14 protein-coding genes are annotated in these 16,723 nt (G+C 74.4%); 7 read left to right on the top strand and 7 right to left on the bottom strand.

The window, feature by feature from the left end; translation table 11 throughout:
- The first annotated feature begins 112 nt into the window (after positions 1-112).
- The 4 genes from ACH4F6_RS14680 (at position 113) to ACH4F6_RS14665 (ending at position 5,948) form a co-directional block, all read left to right on the top strand.
- Positions 113-736, top strand: coding sequence for a TetR/AcrR family transcriptional regulator (locus ACH4F6_RS14680; protein ID WP_397960502.1), 624 nt, complete (start codon positions 113-115; stop codon positions 734-736).
- Between the two features lie 239 nt (positions 737-975).
- On the top strand, positions 976-3,291 hold the full coding sequence (locus ACH4F6_RS14675; protein ID WP_397960501.1) for a family 78 glycoside hydrolase catalytic domain: 2,316 nt from the start codon (positions 976-978) through the stop codon (positions 3,289-3,291).
- 59 nt (positions 3,292-3,350) lie between these two features.
- Positions 3,351-4,607: a family 1 glycosylhydrolase gene (locus ACH4F6_RS14670; protein WP_397960499.1), complete on the top strand. Its 1,257-nt coding sequence runs from the start codon at positions 3,351-3,353 to the stop codon at positions 4,605-4,607.
- Positions 4,608-4,772: 165 nt separating this feature from the next.
- Positions 4,773-5,948, top strand: a complete 1,176-nt coding sequence (locus tag ACH4F6_RS14665) for a spore photoproduct lyase family protein (RefSeq protein WP_397960498.1) — start codon at positions 4,773-4,775, stop codon at positions 5,946-5,948.
- On the opposite strand, the gene ACH4F6_RS14660 is transcribed toward ACH4F6_RS14665, so the two are convergent.
- A complete protein-coding gene (locus ACH4F6_RS14660) occupies positions 5,949-7,751 on the bottom strand; it encodes a serine/threonine-protein kinase (protein ID WP_397960497.1) in 1,803 nt (600 codons plus the stop codon).
- A 286-nt stretch (positions 7,752-8,037) separates the two neighbouring features.
- Positions 8,038-8,556 carry a GNAT family N-acetyltransferase gene (locus tag ACH4F6_RS14655; RefSeq protein ID WP_397960496.1) on the bottom strand — a complete coding sequence of 173 codons (519 nt, stop codon included), beginning with the start codon at positions 8,554-8,556 and terminating at the stop codon, positions 8,038-8,040.
- Here ACH4F6_RS14655 and ACH4F6_RS14650 point away from each other — a divergent pair.
- Together ACH4F6_RS14650 and ACH4F6_RS14645 are read left to right on the top strand one after the other, a co-directional pair.
- Complete coding sequence (locus ACH4F6_RS14650; RefSeq protein ID WP_397960495.1) at positions 8,555-9,145, top strand: helix-turn-helix domain-containing protein; 591 nt, start codon at positions 8,555-8,557, stop codon at positions 9,143-9,145. The two genes, ACH4F6_RS14655 and ACH4F6_RS14650, sit on opposite strands and share 2 nt — an antisense overlap.
- Positions 9,142-10,317, top strand: a complete 1,176-nt coding sequence (locus tag ACH4F6_RS14645; protein ID WP_397960494.1) for an MFS transporter — start codon at positions 9,142-9,144, stop codon at positions 10,315-10,317. The genes ACH4F6_RS14650 and ACH4F6_RS14645 overlap by 4 nt, the downstream gene beginning before the upstream one ends.
- 33 nt (positions 10,318-10,350) lie before the next feature.
- Here ACH4F6_RS14645 and ACH4F6_RS14640 read toward each other — a convergent pair whose 3' ends face one another.
- On the bottom strand, positions 10,351-10,599 hold the full coding sequence (locus ACH4F6_RS14640) for a hypothetical protein (RefSeq protein ID WP_397960493.1): 249 nt from the start codon (positions 10,597-10,599) through the stop codon (positions 10,351-10,353).
- A 209-nt stretch (positions 10,600-10,808) separates the two neighbouring features.
- Between ACH4F6_RS14640 and ACH4F6_RS14635 the strand changes: the two genes are divergently transcribed.
- Positions 10,809-11,288, top strand: a complete 480-nt coding sequence (locus tag ACH4F6_RS14635) for a hypothetical protein (RefSeq protein WP_397960492.1) — start codon at positions 10,809-10,811, stop codon at positions 11,286-11,288.
- A gap of 322 nt (positions 11,289-11,610) precedes the next feature.
- Here ACH4F6_RS14635 and ACH4F6_RS14630 read toward each other — a convergent pair whose 3' ends face one another.
- The 4 genes from ACH4F6_RS14630 to ACH4F6_RS14615 all read right to left on the bottom strand — a co-directional run bounded on the left by ACH4F6_RS14630 (position 11,611) and on the right by ACH4F6_RS14615 (position 16,680).
- Complete coding sequence (locus tag ACH4F6_RS14630) at positions 11,611-11,907, bottom strand: hypothetical protein (RefSeq protein WP_397960491.1); 297 nt, start codon at positions 11,905-11,907, stop codon at positions 11,611-11,613.
- A gap of 210 nt (positions 11,908-12,117) precedes the next feature.
- On the bottom strand, positions 12,118-14,523 hold the full coding sequence (locus ACH4F6_RS14625; protein WP_397960490.1) for a glycoside hydrolase family 65 protein: 2,406 nt from the start codon (positions 14,521-14,523) through the stop codon (positions 12,118-12,120).
- 169 nt (positions 14,524-14,692) lie between these two features.
- Positions 14,693-15,685, bottom strand: coding sequence for an Acg family FMN-binding oxidoreductase (locus ACH4F6_RS14620; RefSeq protein WP_397960489.1), 993 nt, complete (start codon positions 15,683-15,685; stop codon positions 14,693-14,695).
- 74 nt (positions 15,686-15,759) lie between these two features.
- Positions 15,760-16,680, bottom strand: coding sequence for a DUF1918 domain-containing protein (locus ACH4F6_RS14615; protein WP_397960488.1), 921 nt, complete (start codon positions 16,678-16,680; stop codon positions 15,760-15,762).
- Positions 16,681-16,723 lie beyond the last annotated feature (43 nt).

Genomic DNA, 16,723 nt, shown 5'->3' with positions numbered 1-16,723 from the left:
ACCCGAACACCTAGTGGTCGCTAGGTATCTGGGTTGTGACCCATGACACACAGCGCACTCATGGGCCCCTGCGGCCGGCCGCCGGCGCACGGCACGCCGGTACTGTTCTGGCATGGCGACACCCAGGGGGCCGCGCGGCCACTACACGGCGGGCCGGGCTCGGCGTACGCAGATCCTGGAGGCGGCCCTGCTGCGCTTCGGCCGGGACGGCTACCGCAAGACCTCCCTCGCCCGCATCGCGCGCGACGCCGAGATCACCGACGCCGGGCTGCTGCACCACTTCCGCGACAAGCAGCAGCTGCTGCTCGCGGTCGTCGAGTACTGGCACGAGCGCATGGACGTGCGGTGGGAGCGGGTCTCGGACTCCGTGCGGGACGCCTTCCGGTGCCACCTGGAGGATACGGCCGAGACGCTCACCATGCCGGGCATGGTCGAGCTGGCGGTCGTCCTCACCGCCGAGGCCACCGCGCCCGACCACCCGGCCCACGAGCACTTCACCCGGTGGCAGGAGAAGGGCGTGGCGGAACTCGCCGACCGGCTGCGCGCCGGCAGCCGCCACGGTGAACTGCGCTCCGACCTGGACCACGAGGGCATCGCCCGCGAGTGCGCGGCCGTGGACGCCGGACTGCTGCAGCAGTGGCTGGCCGGCGGCCGCTCCTTCGACCTCGTCGCCGTCATGCGCGGCCACCTGGACCGGCTCATACGGGCGATCTCCACCGACGGCCGGGGACTGTAGGAGCCCCGGCTCACCCCGCGCCGCCGGGACCGCGCGGCGAGCGACGAGCGGACCGGCCACGACGTCCGGAACCCGGGACTCGTTTTGTCATGCTCATAACATGATTACCCCTCCAATGACACCGGGCGACAGCGGGCGACCGGGTTTATGACACACGTCACACTCATGAACACCTAGTTTTCACTAGGTATTGGCCGCATGATCGTGCCTGCTCACCTCCGGTGCTGAGAAAGGCCGCCATGCACCACTCCTGGACCGCCCGCGTCATCAGTCCCCGCCCCGCCGCCCCCGCGTCGGCGGACACCCCCGCGCCCGCCGAGGGGGCCCGTCCCGGCGTGCTGCTGCGTGCCGAGTTCACCGCGCGGCCCGCCGTGCGCTCGGCCCGGCTCCTGGTCACCGCCCTCGGCGTCTACGAACTGGAACTCAACGGCTCCGTGGTGGGCGACCACGTCCTGGCCCCGGGCTGGACGAGCTACCGCCACCGCCACCGCTACCAGTCCTTCGACGTCACCGCCCTGGTCCGCGAGGGCCGCAACGCCTGGGGCGCCCACCTGGCCGACGGCTGGTACCGGGGCCTGCTCGGATTCAACGGCGGCACGCGGGACGTCTACGGTGAGCACACCGGGCTCCTGGCCGAACTGCGCATCGAGTACGCCGACGGCTCCGCCGACACCGTCGCCACCGGGACCGACTGGCGCTGGAGCACCGGCCCGGTCCTCGCCGCCGGCCTCTACGAGGGCGAGACGTACGACGCCCGCCGGGAACGAGCGGGCTTCAGCGAAGCCGGCTTCGACGACTCGGCGTGGCAGCCGGTGGGAATCCTGGAGTTCGACACCGGCGTCCTCTTCCCGGCGGACAGTCCGCCGGTGCGCCGCACGCAACGCCTCTCGCCCGTCGCGGTGACCACCTCCCCCACCGGCCGCACGATCCTGGACTTCGGCCAGAACCTCGTCGGGCGCCTGCACATCCGCGTGCGCGGCGAGGCCGGCCGCACCGTCACCCTCCGCCACGCCGAGGTCCTGCAGGACGGCGAACTCTGCACGCGCCCCCTGCGGCACGCCACCGCCACCGACCGCTACGTGCTGCGCGGCGACGAGGCCGGCGAGGAGTGGGAACCCCGCTTCACCTTCCACGGCTTCCGCTACGCCGAGATCGAGGGCTGGCCCGGAGACCCGGACCCGGACGACGTCACCGCCGTGGTGCTCCACAGCGACCTGCGCCGCACCGGCTGGTTCTCCTGCTCGGACGCCTCCCTGAACCGTCTGCACGAGAACGTGGTGTGGGGGATGCGCGGCAACTTCGTCGACGTGCCCACCGACTGCCCGCAGCGCGACGAGCGCCTCGGCTGGACCGGGGACGTCCAGGTCTTCGCCCCCACCGCCGCCTTCCTCTACGACGTCCACGGCTTCCTGCGCTCCTGGCTGCGCGACCTCGCCGCCGACCAGGCCGGGGACGAGCGGGGCGTGCCCCCGGTGTTCAGCCCCGACATCCCGGTGATCACCCCGGTGCCGATCCCGCCCGGCAACCCGCCGATGGCAGGCTGGTGCGACGCGGCCGTCATCGTGCCGTGGGTGCTGTACGAGCGGTACGGCGACCCGGAGGTGCTGCGCGCCCAGTACCCCTCGATGCGCGCCTGGGTCGACGCCGTCGACCGCCTCGCCGGACCGGACCGGATCTGGGGCGAGGGATTCCAGTTCGGCGACTGGCTGGACCCGACCGCCCCGGCGGACGACCCGGGCCGCGCGATGACATCGTCCGAGCTGGTCGCCACGGCGTACTTCGCGCACTCCGCGCGGCTGCTGGCCCGCACCGCCGGGGTCCTGGACGCCGAGGACGACGCCGCCCGCTACCGCGCCCTCGCCGACTCGGTCCGCGACGCGTTCCTCGCCCGGTTCCACCTCGGCGGCGGGCGCCTGGCGGAGGAGACGCAGACCGCCTACGCCCTCGCCCTGTGCTTCCGGCTGCTGGAGGACGACACCGAGCGCGCCGAGGCCGGACGCCGGCTGGCCGGCCTGGTGGCGGCGGGCGGGCACCGCATCGGCACCGGCTTCCTCGGCACTCCCCTGGTGTGCGACGCGCTGACCGACACCGGTCACACCGACACCGCCTACCGGCTGCTCACCCAGCGGTCCTGCCCCTCGTGGCTGTACCAGGTCGACATGGGCGCCACCACCGTGTGGGAGCGCTGGGACAGCATGCTTCCCGACGGCAGCGTCAACCCCGGCGAGATGACCTCCTTCAACCACTACGCGCTCGGCGCCGTCGCCGACTGGATCCACCGCACGGTCGCCGGCCTGACGCCCGCCGGGCCGGGCTACCGCCGGCTGCTGGTCCGCCCCCGCCCCGGAGGCGGCCTCACCTGGGCCCGCGCCGAACACGACACGCCGTACGGCCGGGCCGAGGCGGGGTGGCGCCGCGAAGGCGGCACGCTGCACGTCGACGTCCTGGTGCCACCGCGGGTCACCGCGCTGGTCGACCTGCCGGGCGGGGAGCCGGTGGAGGCCGGACCCGGCCGGCATTCCTTCTCCGCCCCGTACCCCGCGACCGCACGGTGACGCCCGCGCGTCCGGACGCGCACGGGGACCCGCTCACCGGATCAGTGCAAGGAGCACACATGACTCACCCCAGCCTGCCCGACAGCTTCCTGTGGGGCGTCGCCACCGCGGGGCACCAGAACGAGGGCGACAACAGCACCAGCGACACGTGGTTCCTGGAGCACACCACGCCCTCGCTGTTCCGCGAACCGAGCGGAGCGGCGTGCCGTGGCTACCAGCAGTGGGAGACGGACCTGGACCTGGCCGCCGGACTCGGACTCAGCGCCTTCCGCTTCTCGGTCGAATGGGCCCGCGTCGAACCCGAGCGCGGGGTGGTCTCCGCCGAGGCCCTCGACCACTACGAGCGCATGGTCGACGGCTGCCTCCGGCGCGGTCTCGCCCCGCTGGTGACGTTCAGCCACTTCACCGCGCCGCACTGGTTCGCGGCGGACGGTTCCTGGACCGCCGCCGACGCCCCGGCGCGCTTCGCCGAGCAGTGCGACCGCGTCATGGCACGCTTCGGCGACCGCATCGCGTACGGCGTCACCCTCAACGAACCCAACCTGGAGCAACTGCTGCAGGCCGGCGCGAAACTCCCGGCCGAGGCGGAGACGCTCAAGACCCGGATGCTCGCGGCCGCCGCACGCGCCGCCGGAAGCGACGCCTACGCCAGTGCGAACGTCATCCCCGCCCACCGGCAGGACGAGTTCCAGGCGGCGTTCACCCGCGCCCACCGCGCCGCCCGCGAGGCCATCAAGGCCCGCCGCGCCGACCTCCCCGTCGGCGTCTCCATCGCCATCGCCGACGAGGTGGCGCTCCCCGGCGGCGAGGAACGCCGGGACGCCAAGCGGGCCGCCGTGTACGACCACTGGCTGCGCGAGGCGCGCCAGGACGACTTCATCGGCGTCCAGAACTACGAGCGCATCGTCCACGGCCCCGACGGCGAGGTGACGGCCGACGGTGAGCTCAACGGGATGGGCACGGCCATCGAGCCCGGCTCCCTCGCCGGCGCGGTGCGCTACGCGCACGAGGTGTCCGGGGTGCCGGTCCTGGTGACCGAGCACGGCATCCAGACCTCCGACGACAGGCAGCGCGCGGCCTTCATCCCCGCGTCCGTCGAAGCGCTCGCGGCCGAGGTCCGCGCGGGCACTCCCGTCCTCGGCTACTGCCACTGGACCCTCATGGACAACTTCGAGTGGATCTTCGGGTACGGCGCCCAGCTCGGGCTCCACGAGGTCGACCGCACGACGTTCCGGCGCCGCCCGAAGCCGAGCGCGCGGGTCTACGCGGACGTCGTGCGCAGCCACCGGGGCGCGCTCGCCGGCCAGGGGAGCTGAGGCCCCGCCCCTCTCCCGCGGGCGCGGGCGCACGACGCCGGTCGTGCGCCCGTGCCGCGGCCCCGGCCGAGGGCCGCGGCACGGCGGCGGCCACTCGTACAGTGGGTGTGCTCACGCGTCCGTGTCTGACCCGGGCAGCCCCACGCCGACCCCACCGGAACGTTCATGCACCCTCCTCGCTCCGTCCCGGACGACAGTCCCGACACCCTGTTCGGGCTGGACGCCCTCGGCCCCGGGCCGGCGCCGGACACCGGCCGGCCGTCCTTCCGCGACTCCGCCGCCGCGCGGCGCCTGCTGCCCGTACGGGAGATCCACGCGGAACCCGCGGCGGCCGCCTCGCCGCGCGGCCGGCAGATCATCGCCCGGTTCCCCGAGGCGAGGGTCGTCGAGGTCGAGTCCCACTGGCGCGTCCCCGGGCTGCACGGCAACGAGGGCAACGTCGCCCGGTGGGTGCGCGTCAAGGGCGAGACGCTCGTGCTCGGGGAGCGGAAGTCGCCGAGCACGCGCCCCAACGGCCGGTCCGCCGACTGGATCGCCCCCGGCGCCTCCAACGGCTGCGCGATGGCCTGCGCCTACTGCTACGTGCCGCGCCGCAAGGGGTACGCCAACCCGGTCACCGTGTTCACGAACATCGACCGGATCATCGCCCACATCGGCCGGCACATCGCCCGCCAGGGACCGAAGCCCGAGCCCAACCAGTGCGACCCCGAGGCCTGGGTGTACGACATCGGAGAGAACGGCGACTGCTCGGTGGACGCTCTGATCTGCGACAACACCGCGGATCTCGTGCACGCCTTCCGGCAGTGGCCGACGGCCAAGGCGTCCTTCGCGACCAAGTTCGTCAACCCCGACCTGCTGGCGCTGGACCCGCGCGGCCGGACCCGCGTCCGCTTCTCGGTGATGCCCCCGGAGGACTCCCGGCTGCTGGACGTGCGCACCTCGCCGGTCGCCGAGCGGATCGCCGCCGCCGCGGACTTCCTGGACGCGGGGTACGAGGTGCACTTCAACCTCTCCCCCGTCGTCGTCCGGCCCGGCTGGGAGGAGGCCTGGACCCGGCTGCTCGAGCACCTCGACGACGTCCTGCCGGCCCGGGTGAAGCGGCAGGCGGCCGCCGAGGTGATCATGCTGACGCACAACCGGGAACTGCACGAGGTCAACCTCGGCTGGCACCCGCGCGCCGAGGACGTCCTGTGGCGGCCCGACCTCCAGGAGGCCAAGCACTCCGAGAACGGCGCGCTGAACGTCCGCTACGCGGGCGGCACCAAGGCGCGGGCGGTGGCGCGGCTGCGCGCGCTGATCGCCGACCGGGCTCCCTGGCTGCGCGTCCGCTACGCCTTCTGATCAGTCGGCCGTGACGAACCGGAGACGGCGGCGGGCCCGCGGCGGGGCGTTCCTGCGGGCCCGGACGTCCTGGACGGCGGCGACGAGGACGGTCAGGCCCCAGAGGACCGAGAACAGTCCGGTCTGGTCCTCGGTTCCGAGGGCCAGCCAGCCGACGCCCAGCCCGGCCAGGGTCAGTCCTGCGGCCACCGCGAGAGGGGAGGAGGCGCGTCGGCGGCTCAGCCCCCGCAGCAGGCACAGCGCGCCGAGGGCGAGGGCCGGAGCGGCGAGGATCTCGATGTTGTCGTGGCCGGTGTAGTCGTACCCGACCTCGGTCTCCGCGGGCGCGTACCCCCCGGCGTAGTCGTCCTCGAAGAGGCCGGTGCCGTAGGAGTCCTCCTCCAGCTGGGAGTGCACCCCGTAGGAGGAGTCGTAGGAGTAGAGGGTGCTGAAGTCGTCCTCCGACACGGACCGGTATCCGCGCTCGTCGACCGCGCCGCCGGCCGTGACGCTCGCGATGACCAGGGCCCCGGCTCCCCACCACAGGAGGGCCGAGGTGAGGGGGAGCCAGCGCAGGAGCGCGAGCCCGAGCACGGCGGTGGCCAGCCACACGCCGGTGAACACGTCGGAGGAGTCGTCGTACACGTCCTGGTGGCCGAGGCTGACGACGCCGGAGGCGATCAGACCGAGGACGGTGACGATCCGGCCGGTGGTCGGCCTGAACCACCGCCCCTCCGGCGCCGCGGGGGTGGCGGACGCGGGGGCGGCCGGTGTCCGGCCCCCGTCGCCGGCGGCGGGGCCGGCCGCGCCGGGCGGCTCGCCGGGTGGCGGCACGGCGGGCCTGGGCGGTGTGAGCGCGGTGTGCGTCTCCTGCCGGGCCAGCGCCGTGTGACCGGGGCCCGTCCGGGGCTCGGCGCTCGCGCGCGCGGGCGGCACGGCGGGCGCGGGCGGAGGCGGGACGGCGGCCCGCGCCGCCGGTACGGCGGCCGGAACGCTCACCGCGGCGAGGGTCACCGCCAGCGCCTCCCGCATCTCGCGCGCGGTGCCCAGCCGCTCCTCGCGGTCCTTGGCCAGGGTCCGCAGCACCAGGTCGTCCACCGCGGCGGGGATCTGCGGGCGCAGCCGGGAGGGGGCGACCGGCTCCTGGCTCATGTGCTGGTGCATGACCGCGAACGGGGAGTCGCCGACGAACGGGGGACGGCCGGTCAGCAGTTCGTACAGCAGACAGCCCGTGGAGTACTGGTCGGAGCGGCCGTCCACGGGCTGTCCCGTCAGCTGCTCCGGCGACAGGTACGCGGGGGTGCCCACCGTCATGCCGGTGGCGGTCAGGCGGGTGGTGGTCTCCGCGACGACTTTGGCGATCCCGAAGTCCAGGACCTTCACGCCGCCGTCCGAGGTCAGCATGACGTTGGAGGGTTTGATGTCGCGGTGGATGAGGCCCTGGGCGTGGCTGTGGGCGAGCGCGTCGGCGATGTCCCGGCCGACGGCCAGGGCCCGTTCGACGCTGAACGGGCCGTCGGCGAGCACGTCGGTCAGCGTGCGGCCCTCGATGAACTCCAGCACCAGGAACGGTGTCGTCTCGCCGTCCGCGGTGTCCTCGCCGACGTCGTGGAGCACGGCGACGTTCCGGTGGTTGAGCGAGGCGACCGTGCGCGCCTCGCGGCGGAACCGGACCCGGAACTCCTCGTGCCGGGTGAGTTCCGGCGGCAGTACCTTCACCGCCACCGTGCGGCCGAGCTCCCGGTCCGTGGCGCGCCAGACCTCCCCCATCCCGCCGCGGCCGACCGCCTCGACCAGTTCGTACCGCTCCGCAAGCACCCGCATCGATCCGCCCCCTGGTGACGAAGGGCACGCCGGCCACGGCTCGGCTGCCCCCGGTGTCCTTACCGCGGCGGGCGGACGGGACGGCACTCGCGCGACTCCCCTGTGCCGGTCCCGTGCTCCGCTCGGCCGCCCGCCCACCATACTGGCGAAAATCAACCCATGTGACACTCCGCGGCTTCTCGCACGAATGTGCGCTTTCTGTGTCCTGTTCGCCCGCCGGTGGAAGGCTGCGGGGGGCCGGATCCCGGCCGTCCAGGAGGTCCGGGCGCCGTCGGATCCGCACCGTTCAGCCGAGCGGCAGCTGCATGATCGTCAGGTCGAGCCATCGGCCGAACTTGGTGCCGACCTCCGGCACCGTGCCGGCGTGCCGGAAGCCGAACCGTTCGTGCAGCCGGATCGAGGCGGTGTTCCCGGCCTCGATGCCGGCGATCATGACGTGGTGGCCCGCGCCGCGTGCCGAGTCGACGAGGGCGGCCAGCAGCGCGGAGCCGATGCCGAGTCCGTACCGGCCTTCGCGCACGTAGACCGAGTCCTCCACCGTGTGGCGGTATCCGTCCAGGTGCCGCCAGGGTCCGTAGACCGCGAACCCGGCAACCCCGCCCTCGGCTTCGGCCACGAACGCCGACCCGTGCTCCAGGTGGGCGGCCAGCCAGGTGGCACCCTCGGCGGGCGACTGGGGGGTCCGCGTCCACAGGGCCGTGGAGTGCTCGATCGCGTGATTGCGGATCTCGCGGACGGCTTCGCCGTCCTCGGCCCGGGCGGGGCGCACCGTCACCGCCACGCGCCTTTCATATAGTGGATTCATGTCCAATATAGTAGACCCGCTGGTGGGGCGGATCGCCGCCCGAGTCCGCACCGAGCGTGAACGTCGCCGGTGGACCCTGGCCCAGCTCGCGGACGCCTCCGGGGTGTCCCAGGCGATGATCAGCAGGATCGAGCGCGGCGAGAGCAGCCCCACCGCCGTCGTCCTCGGCAAGCTGTCGGCCGCTTTCCAGCTGAGCGTCGCCTCCTTGCTCGCCCTCGCCGAGGGGGCGCCGGCCGACCCGCAGGGCGTGACGGGCGTGCGCCGCCGGACGGACGCGGCCGAGTGGCGCGACCCCGCGACCGGCTACCGGCGCCGGCAGATCACCGGCCCGCAGTTCCCCACGGAGGTCGCCGAGATCCGCCTGCCCGCCGGTGCCCGGGTGCCGTACCCGGCCGCCGCCTTCGCCTTCGTACGGCAGCTCGTCTGGGTCCTCGACGGCCGCCTGACCTTCCACGACGGCGACACGGTCCACGAACTCGACGCGGGCGACTCCCTCGAACTCGGCGAGCCCCGCGACCGCGTCTTCGCCAACACGACCGACGCGGAGTGCCGGTACGCGGTCGTCCTCACCCGCGGCGCACGGCCATGACCCGACCCCTGACCCCGGCCGGCACCTTCCTGCTGGCCTGCACGGCCGGCACGGCGATCGCGAACAACTACGCCGTGCAGCCCGCGCTCTCGGCCGTGGCCGCCGACCTCGGCGTTCCCCTCTCCGTGATCGGGCTCGTACCGACCGCCGCGCTCGCCGGCTGCATGACCGGCTTCGCCCTCCTGCTCCCCCTCACCGACCACCTCGCGCCCAACCGGCTGGTGGCCGCGCAGCTCACCGCCCTGGCCGCCGCCCTCGCCCTCGCCGCGGCCGCACCCGGTCCGGGCGTGCTCCTGGCCGCCTACCTGCTCGTCGGGGCGGCCGCCGGCGTCGCGGCCCAGGCCGGCAACATCGCGGGCCGGCACGCGCCGTCCGGGCGCCGCGCGACGGGCGTGGCCACGGTGGCCGCGGGCATGTCGGCCGGCATCCTCCTCAGCCGCCTGGCGGGCGGGGCGCTCACCGACCTCCTCGGGTGGCGCCGGATGCTCCTCGTCTTCGCCGCGCTCGCCCTGCTCGGCGCCCTCGCCACCGCCGTGGTCCTTCCCCGGCAGCGGCCGCGCGCCGGCCGCGGCTACCGTGCCGCTCTGCTCTCCCCGCCGGCGCTGCTGCGCCGGTTCCCGCAGCTGCGCCGCGCGGTGGTCACCGGTGGGCTGTGGTACTTCGCCTTCAACCTCACCTGGGTCGCCCTCGCCCTCGCCCTGGCCGAGCCGCCGCATTCCCTCGGCCCCACCGCCATCGGCCTGTACGGCCTGGCCGGGCTGCTCGGCCTGGTCGTCCTCCCGTTCACCGGACGCCTCGCCGACCGGTACACCCCGGCCACCGTGATCACGACCGGTCTGCTGGCCTCCGGCGCCGGAGCCGTCCTGCTGGCCACCGGTCTCGGCACCCCGCCCGTCACCGCGCTGGGACTCGCCCTCCTCGACGCCGGCTGCTTCGCCGCCCAGGCCGCCAACCTCAGCGGTGTCATCGCCCTCGACCCGCACGCCTCCGGCAGCCTCAACAGCGTCTATCTCGTGCTGTACTTCACGGCCGGCGCCGTCGGCACCGCACTCGCCGCGCCCCTGCTCGGCGCCCTCGGCTGGCGGGGCACCGCCCTGCTCGCCCTGGCCGCCCTGCTCCTCGCCGCCGCGCTCGGGCACTCCGCGGCCCGTCGGCACGCGGCTGCCTCCTGACGGACGGTCCGGACCGGCGGCTGCGGCCGCGCGTCACTCCGGGGAGGGCCACGGGACCCAGGGGAGGGCCTCACGCCGGCCGGGCCGTCCGAAGGCCCGGTCCTGGAGCACCTCGGCCACGGGCTCCACCGCGAAGACCTCGTGCCCGCGGGGCACCCGTGCCTGGAAGTGCCGGTCCGGCCCTCCCTCCCGGTACTCCACCTGACAGCTCAGGTCGTCATGGAGGCAGACCTGCAGGTAGTGCTGGTCGGGGGGTTCCCGGTCGAGCCGGTTCACGACCACGAACCGTCACCTGAGGTCCATGTCGGCCGGCAGGTCGTGCAGCTCCTCCTCGGACGGGTCGTCCCAGGTCGTCCCGTCCGCCTCGGTCGCCCGGAGTACCGGTGTCGCCGTGCGGATGACCCCACTGCCCGGTCGTACCGTCCTTTCCGGCGGCACGTCACCCGCCGGGGCGTATCCAGTGGGTGACCGATCCGCATACGCTGAGTGACATGACGTCTTCCCGGGTCCGTCGGACCGCTCTGCGCGCGGGTGTCGCCGTGTGCGCACCCGCCCTCGCCCTGCTGCCGGCCCTGCCGGCCTCGGCAGCCTCCGGGACGGTCGAGCAGGAGGTCCGCCTCGACTGCGACCCGGCGACCTGGCGGGTGGAGTACACCGCCGGCAGCGGCGGCCACGCCCCCCGTTCCACGGTGACGACACGGATCGACATCGGCACCGTCGACGAGTACGGGCCGGACAAGGTCACCCAGGCGCCCCCCTACGGCCTGGGCAGCGCCGCCACCACCGGCGACGTGAACCGGGAGACGGACGCCACGGGGGCGTGGTCCACCCATGAGGTGCTGGACCCCGGCGGCGGTGTCCCGTCGGGGCATCCCCGCGCCCTCAGCCGGACCTTCTCCGTCGTGCTCCGCGTGGACGGCGGCACCGGCCCGGTGACGACCGAGGCACGCTGCACGCTGCAGGTGGGCTGAGGTCCGCCGGCCTTCGTCCGCCCGCGCCGGCGCTCCCCGGTCGGCCGTCGAAGCGCGGCGTCCGCTCCGGCTCGACGTCGTCACGCAGCCGCGCGGCGGTACCGGCCGACGTCGACAGCGGCGTCGTCGTACCGCACCACAAGGCTCCTGCCCGGCGGGTACGGCTGTGCCCGGCCCCCGACCGTCGAACGCACCCTTGCGGGTGACGGCGCGGGGTTCCGGTCTCCGGGAAGCCGGACGGACCGACGCCCCGCCCGGGACGGCACCCCGGTGCGAGGCGGGCGGGCCGGAGCGCTTCGGGCGCCGGGAGCGCGGGACGTGGCTAGTGCGCGCCGGCCGCTTCGGTCCGGTCGGCGGCTTCACGGTCCTCGGCCTCGGCCCGCGCCATGCCGAGGAAGCGCCGGATCGCCTCGACCGGCATGTCGAGTCCCTCGGACGCGGACTTCTCGTCACCGAACACCTGCACCGCCTCGGCGACGGCGACGGCCAGCTCGGCCTCCGCCTTGACGACCTTGGCCTCGGCCTTGTCCACGGTGTCGACCACCGACAACTGGCGGCGTTGCTTCTCCTGGAGCCTCTGCTTGCGGGAGAGCGTCTTGTCAGAGTTCTGCACGGTCACGACCCAAGATCATAATGAGCGGCGTGCGCGCCCGTGAAATCGGAGCGGGCGGCACGCAAACGACCGTGGTCACGTACCCCTGGGGCTCCACGCGGACCGGCACGGCGAGTCCCCTTTCGGCGAGTCGGAACCCGCATGCCGTCCACCGTCACGCCGGGGCCGGCGGTGTGCGCGGCGCGCCCGTCGGCGGCCTGCCGTGCGGGCCCCTCCTCAGCTTCCCGGCACCACGAACGTGCCGGTCTCTCCGGGTGCGATGGTCACGGCCCGGTCGGCCAGCACCACGTGCAGCGGTTTCTCCGCCGAGTCGGGCACGCCGATCTCCAGCCGGCCGCTCCGGCGCCGTACGCTCACCCCCCAGTGGCCCCGGTAGCGCAGCGAGAACCCGTACTCGGAGAGCGCCGGAAGGGGCACCGGGTCCAGGCGGAGGGCGTCCTCGCGGGTCTCCAGCCCGGTCAGTCCGCGCTGGACCAGGTCGAGGGTCCCGGCCATCGCCCCGAGGTGGATGCCTTCGCCGGTCGTGCCGCCCTGGATGTCGGCGATGTCCGCCTCCAGGGCCTCGCGCACGTACTGCCACGCCTCCGCTCTCCTGGCCCGGGCGAGCACCAGGCCGTGGACGAGTCCGCTGAGCGTGGAGCCGTGGCTGGTGCGCCGGAGGTAGTAGTCGACCGTCCTGTGCCAGATCTCGTCGTCCAGGTCGTAGCCGAGCCGCCCGAACAGGCGCCGCAGCTCGGCGGGCGAGAACAGGTAACCGAGCATGAGGACGTCGGCCTGTTTGGACGCCTTGTAGCGGTTGACCGTGTCGCCCTCGGCCTCCAGGATCCGGTCCAGCCGCCGGATGTCGGCGTAGCGCGCCCGGTAGGCGTCCCAGTCGAGCTCGGCGAGGCCGCCGTAGCCCTCGAACTGGCTGATGACCCCTTCGTGGAACGGGACCCGCAGTCGCCGGGAGACCTCCTCCCACCGCGCGGGTTCCCCGCCGTCGAGCCCGATGCGGTCGCACAGTTCGTCACGGCGCCAGGCGGGAAGCCGCCGCAGCAGTTCCAGGGCGCGGACGAGGACCCAGACGGCCGTGACGTTGGTGTAGGCGTTGTCGTCCAGTCCGGGCCGGGAAACCCCCGGGCAGGCGTCGTGGTACTCGTCGGGGCCGACGACGCCGCGGATGCGGTAGCGGCCCGTGCCGGCGTCCCAGGCCGCGCGGTCCGCCCAGAAGCGGGCGATGCCGAGGAGCATCTCCGCGCCCTTGGTGTGCAGGTACTCCGTGTCGCCGGTGGCCTCGCAGTACTGCCAGATGTTGTAGGCGATCGCCGAGCCCACGTGGTGCTGGAGCCGTGAGTGGTCGGGCAGCCAGCGTCCCGAGCGGGGGTTCAGGTGCCACTGCTGGGTCTCCTCGCGGCCGTCGCTGCCGCTCTGCCACGGGTACATCGCCCCGGCCCGGCCCGCCTCGGCGGCGGACCGGCAGGCCCGCGGCAGGCGTCGGTGGCGGTAGTCGAGCAGTCCCCGGGAGACCTCGGGGAAGCGCAGGTTGAGGTACGGCAGGACGAACAGCTCGTCCCAGAAGACGTGGCCCCGGTACGCCTCGCCGTGCAGGCCCCGGGCCGGGACGCCCACGTCCAGGTCCGCGGTGTGCGGGGACAGCGTCTGCAGGAGGTGGAAGAGGTGCAGGCGCAGGATGCGGCCGGCCCGGCCGGGCACCCGGATGTCCGCCCGCCGCCACAGCCGCTCCCACGCGGCGGCGTGCGAGTCGAGCAGGGCGGGGAAGTCCGCCGCGGTGCGCGCCCGGTCGACCGCCGCGCCGAGCGGGTCGCTGATCGCCGTGTCGCGCGAGGTGTGCAGGGCCACGGTCTTGTCCACGGTGACGGGCCGGCCGGGGACGACCGGGACCACCAGGCGGTGGACGGCACGGCGGGTCCGGCGGGCCGGGCCGAGCACCGAGGAGGCCGGGGGCGGGCCGGTGACGACCGTCCGGGCGGCCGTGGCGACCTGGATGCCGGAGGTGCTGGTCCGGCAGTCCAGCCAGATCGTGTCGGGTTCCCGGGTCCCGGTGCGCACGTGGCGCAGATGGCGCTGGTCGAGGGCGCGGTAACGGTGCACGTTGCCGTTGATCACCTCGCCGTCGAGGCCGGACTCGACCTCGATCTCGCCGGACCGGTCCTCGGCCGTGAAGACCGTCCGCAACGCGGCCAGGTGGGGGTCCCCCATGTGCACCAGGCGGGTCTGCTCGACGGTGAGGACGCCGGTCCCGCCGTCCCGGTGGCGGAAGGTGCGGGTGAGCGTGGCGCGGCGCAGGTCCAGGGTGTGCCGGTGGTCCAGGAGGGCGTGCGTGTCCGGGGTGAACCATCTGCCCCACGGTCCTTCGGCGTGGCGCAGCCGGAACCGTAGGAGCAGCCAGTTCGGGAGGTTGACCAGGTCCTCGTTGACCACCTGCCGGCCCGCCACCGTCGACTCCAGGCGGTTGTAGCACCCGGCCACGTAGGTCCCGGGGCAGTGCACCAGGCCCGCCCGGCACTCGGGCAGCGCGCCCCGGGTGGCGAAGTAGCCGTTGCCCAGGGTGCACAGCGATTCCCGCAGCTGTTCGCCGGCCGGGTCGTAGCCCTCCCATTCCCACGTCCACTCCGGCATTCCGCGTTCCCTCCTCGGCTCGGCCGCGGTCCCGTCGCCGTCACCGCCTTCCCGTCCGGGGGACGGGGAACGTCCTGCGGACACCGTCGCATCCCCCGCGGGCCTCCGCGACGCGGGTCGGTCCGCCCCGGCGGGCGCGCCCCCGCGAGGTGAGGCGCCGGCTCCGTCGTCAGGGCCGGATGTCCAGGACCTGCGACACCGGGCGGCGCGGTGCGCCGGGGCCCCTGGGACCGTAGCCCAGGCGGAGCACGACCTGCGGGTGGCCCGTGCCGGTCGCCGGGTCGCGCAGCGGCCAGCGCAGGTCCGGCCATTCGAGGGGCTGTGTGGCGAAGGAGGTGGCCAGGCCCTGGAGGGTGGCCAGCAGTAGGACGCGTTCCATGGCCTGGCCGGCGCGGAGCCAGTCCCGCGGGTGGTCGTGGGCCGTGCTGACGAGGGCCAGCTGCGGGGTCCGCTCGAAGTCGGCGCTGTCGCGTCCCGCCAGGTGCCGGGAGCCCGTGAAGTCGCGTACGGGGGCCTCTCCCCCGCGCTTGCGCGGCCCGAAGGCGTACTCCGGGACGCCCTCGCCGGTGGCGTCCACGGACAGGGCCGCGCCCTCGGTCCAGCGGGCGAGGTCCTGGTCGCCGCCGCGGTCGGTGAGGTTGCGGGCCTCGGCTTCCTGGAAGATCTCCAGCACCTCCCGCAGGTGCCAGGAGGCGGGGAAGGTCAGCGTCGCCCCCTCGGCGTGCGCGGCGGCGTCCAGGGCCTCCCGCACGTCCGCGGGGATCTCCCTCTCCTCGAACGGGTAGCGGCTGCTGCGTCGCCGGTGGACCGCCGGGTACAGCGCCGTGAGGTCCGGATCGCCGCCCGCGCGGTCGGTCAGCCGTACGCTCGCCAGGTGGGCCCGGTCGGCGAGGTCGGGCACCAGCGCGGTCTCGGGGTGCCAGCCCTCGTGGAGCACCGCCACCCTCAGGTTCAGCAGGGCGGCGCCGCAACCGAGGTGGAGAGCACGGGTCTCGGGGTCGGCGTGCGGCATGGTGCGTGCGAAGTCGGCGCGCAGTTCGAAGGTGCGGCTGTGCCGCAGGTAGCGGAAGCGCCAGGGCTGCGCGTTGTGCATCGACGGAGCGGCGGCGGCGTCGCGGACCAGGGCCGCCACCCGCTCGTCGGACGGTGCCTGTGGGCTCACGGGGGCTCCCTTCGGGAGAGTCGGCGGCGTGCTCCGGGCCGGGCCCGCTCCTGCGCGGGACGGCCCGCGGCCGCCTACTGTTCTGCCGCGGTGATCCTGCGGCCGGTGAGACGCGTGGGCCGGATCGACACCCACATCTCGCGTGCCCCGCCCGCCCAGGGCGTGGTGTGGGCCCGCTCGGTGAGCGCGCGCACGACGCCGGGGTCCGTGACGACGCTCGCGGGGCCGACCGCGAGCACGCTCCAGCCCTGGCTCAGGGCGTCGTCCACGTGGTCGACCTCGAAGGCGGCCTCCGTTCCGACGGCCGCCGCGGGCAGCGAGTCGGGGGCGGTGCGGAAGGCGATGGTGTCGTCGACGACCTCGTAGTTGACCGGGACGATCGCCGGGCGGCCGTCGGGCCCCGACACCGCGACACGCCCCACGCCGTGGGAGGACAGCAGGGCGCGGCACTCGTCCGGGGCGAGGTCGCGAAGGAGCGGACGCAGCAGCGCGTGGCCCCGGCCCGGTGGCAGATCGGCCCCTCCTCCGCGCAGCACGGCGGCGGTCGTCCCCAGGGCGTCGGCCAGCCTGATGAGAGCCGCCGTGCTCGGGTCGGCGGGACGCTCCTCCAGGTACGACAGGTAGCCGGGCGACATCCGGGCGCGGCGGGCCGTCTCCTCGCGGCTCAGTCCCTGTCTGCGGCGTTCGGCGGCCACGCGCCGGCCGATGTCGCCGGGATCGGGCGCACCGGCCGGCGGGCCCCCTGGGGAAACGGTCCCTGTCGCGCCCGTGTCCGGTGGGGCGGCCCCGTGAGCCGTCCGGAGCCGTCCCTCGACGTGGTTGACGTGCGCGTCGGGGCCGGGGAACACGAGCGTCACCTCGTCCGTGTCCGACCAGCGCACGTCGTACGGCGGTGTTCCGTCCTCGTGGTGGAGTCCGACGATCTCGCCGTCGCGCCGGGTGGCGCCGGACGTCGTGCTTTCGATGACGAGTTGGTCGCCGAGGTGAGCTCGCATGGTGGCCGCCCTCTGTCGTGCTTCCGGATGGTGCCGTGCCTCG

The organism is Streptomyces sp. NPDC017936 (genome assembly GCF_044328485.1).
Classification (GTDB): domain Bacteria; phylum Actinomycetota; class Actinomycetes; order Streptomycetales; family Streptomycetaceae; genus Streptomyces.
Note: the sequence above shows the minus strand (reverse complement) of the source record. Positions and strands in the feature narration are given on the sequence as shown.

Coding starts and splice junctions, on each gene's coding strand:
- ACH4F6_RS14680 (WP_397960502.1), top strand. CDS start 113: ATGGCGACACCCAGGGGGCCGCGCGGCCACTACACGGCGGGCCGGGCT.
- ACH4F6_RS14675 (WP_397960501.1), top strand. CDS start 976: ATGCACCACTCCTGGACCGCCCGCGTCATCAGTCCCCGCCCCGCCGCC.
- ACH4F6_RS14670 (WP_397960499.1), top strand. CDS start 3,351: ATGACTCACCCCAGCCTGCCCGACAGCTTCCTGTGGGGCGTCGCCACC.
- ACH4F6_RS14665 (WP_397960498.1), top strand. CDS start 4,773: ATGCACCCTCCTCGCTCCGTCCCGGACGACAGTCCCGACACCCTGTTC.
- ACH4F6_RS14660 (WP_397960497.1), bottom strand. CDS start 7,751: ATGCGGGTGCTTGCGGAGCGGTACGAACTGGTCGAGGCGGTCGGCCGC.
- ACH4F6_RS14650 (WP_397960495.1), top strand. CDS start 8,555: ATGTCCAATATAGTAGACCCGCTGGTGGGGCGGATCGCCGCCCGAGTC.
- ACH4F6_RS14655 (WP_397960496.1), bottom strand. CDS start 8,556: ATGAATCCACTATATGAAAGGCGCGTGGCGGTGACGGTGCGCCCCGCC.
- ACH4F6_RS14645 (WP_397960494.1), top strand. CDS start 9,142: ATGACCCGACCCCTGACCCCGGCCGGCACCTTCCTGCTGGCCTGCACG.
- ACH4F6_RS14635 (WP_397960492.1), top strand. CDS start 10,809: ATGACGTCTTCCCGGGTCCGTCGGACCGCTCTGCGCGCGGGTGTCGCC.
- ACH4F6_RS14625 (WP_397960490.1), bottom strand. CDS start 14,523: ATGCCGGAGTGGACGTGGGAATGGGAGGGCTACGACCCGGCCGGCGAA.
- ACH4F6_RS14615 (WP_397960488.1), bottom strand. CDS start 16,680: ATGCGAGCTCACCTCGGCGACCAACTCGTCATCGAAAGCACGACGTCC.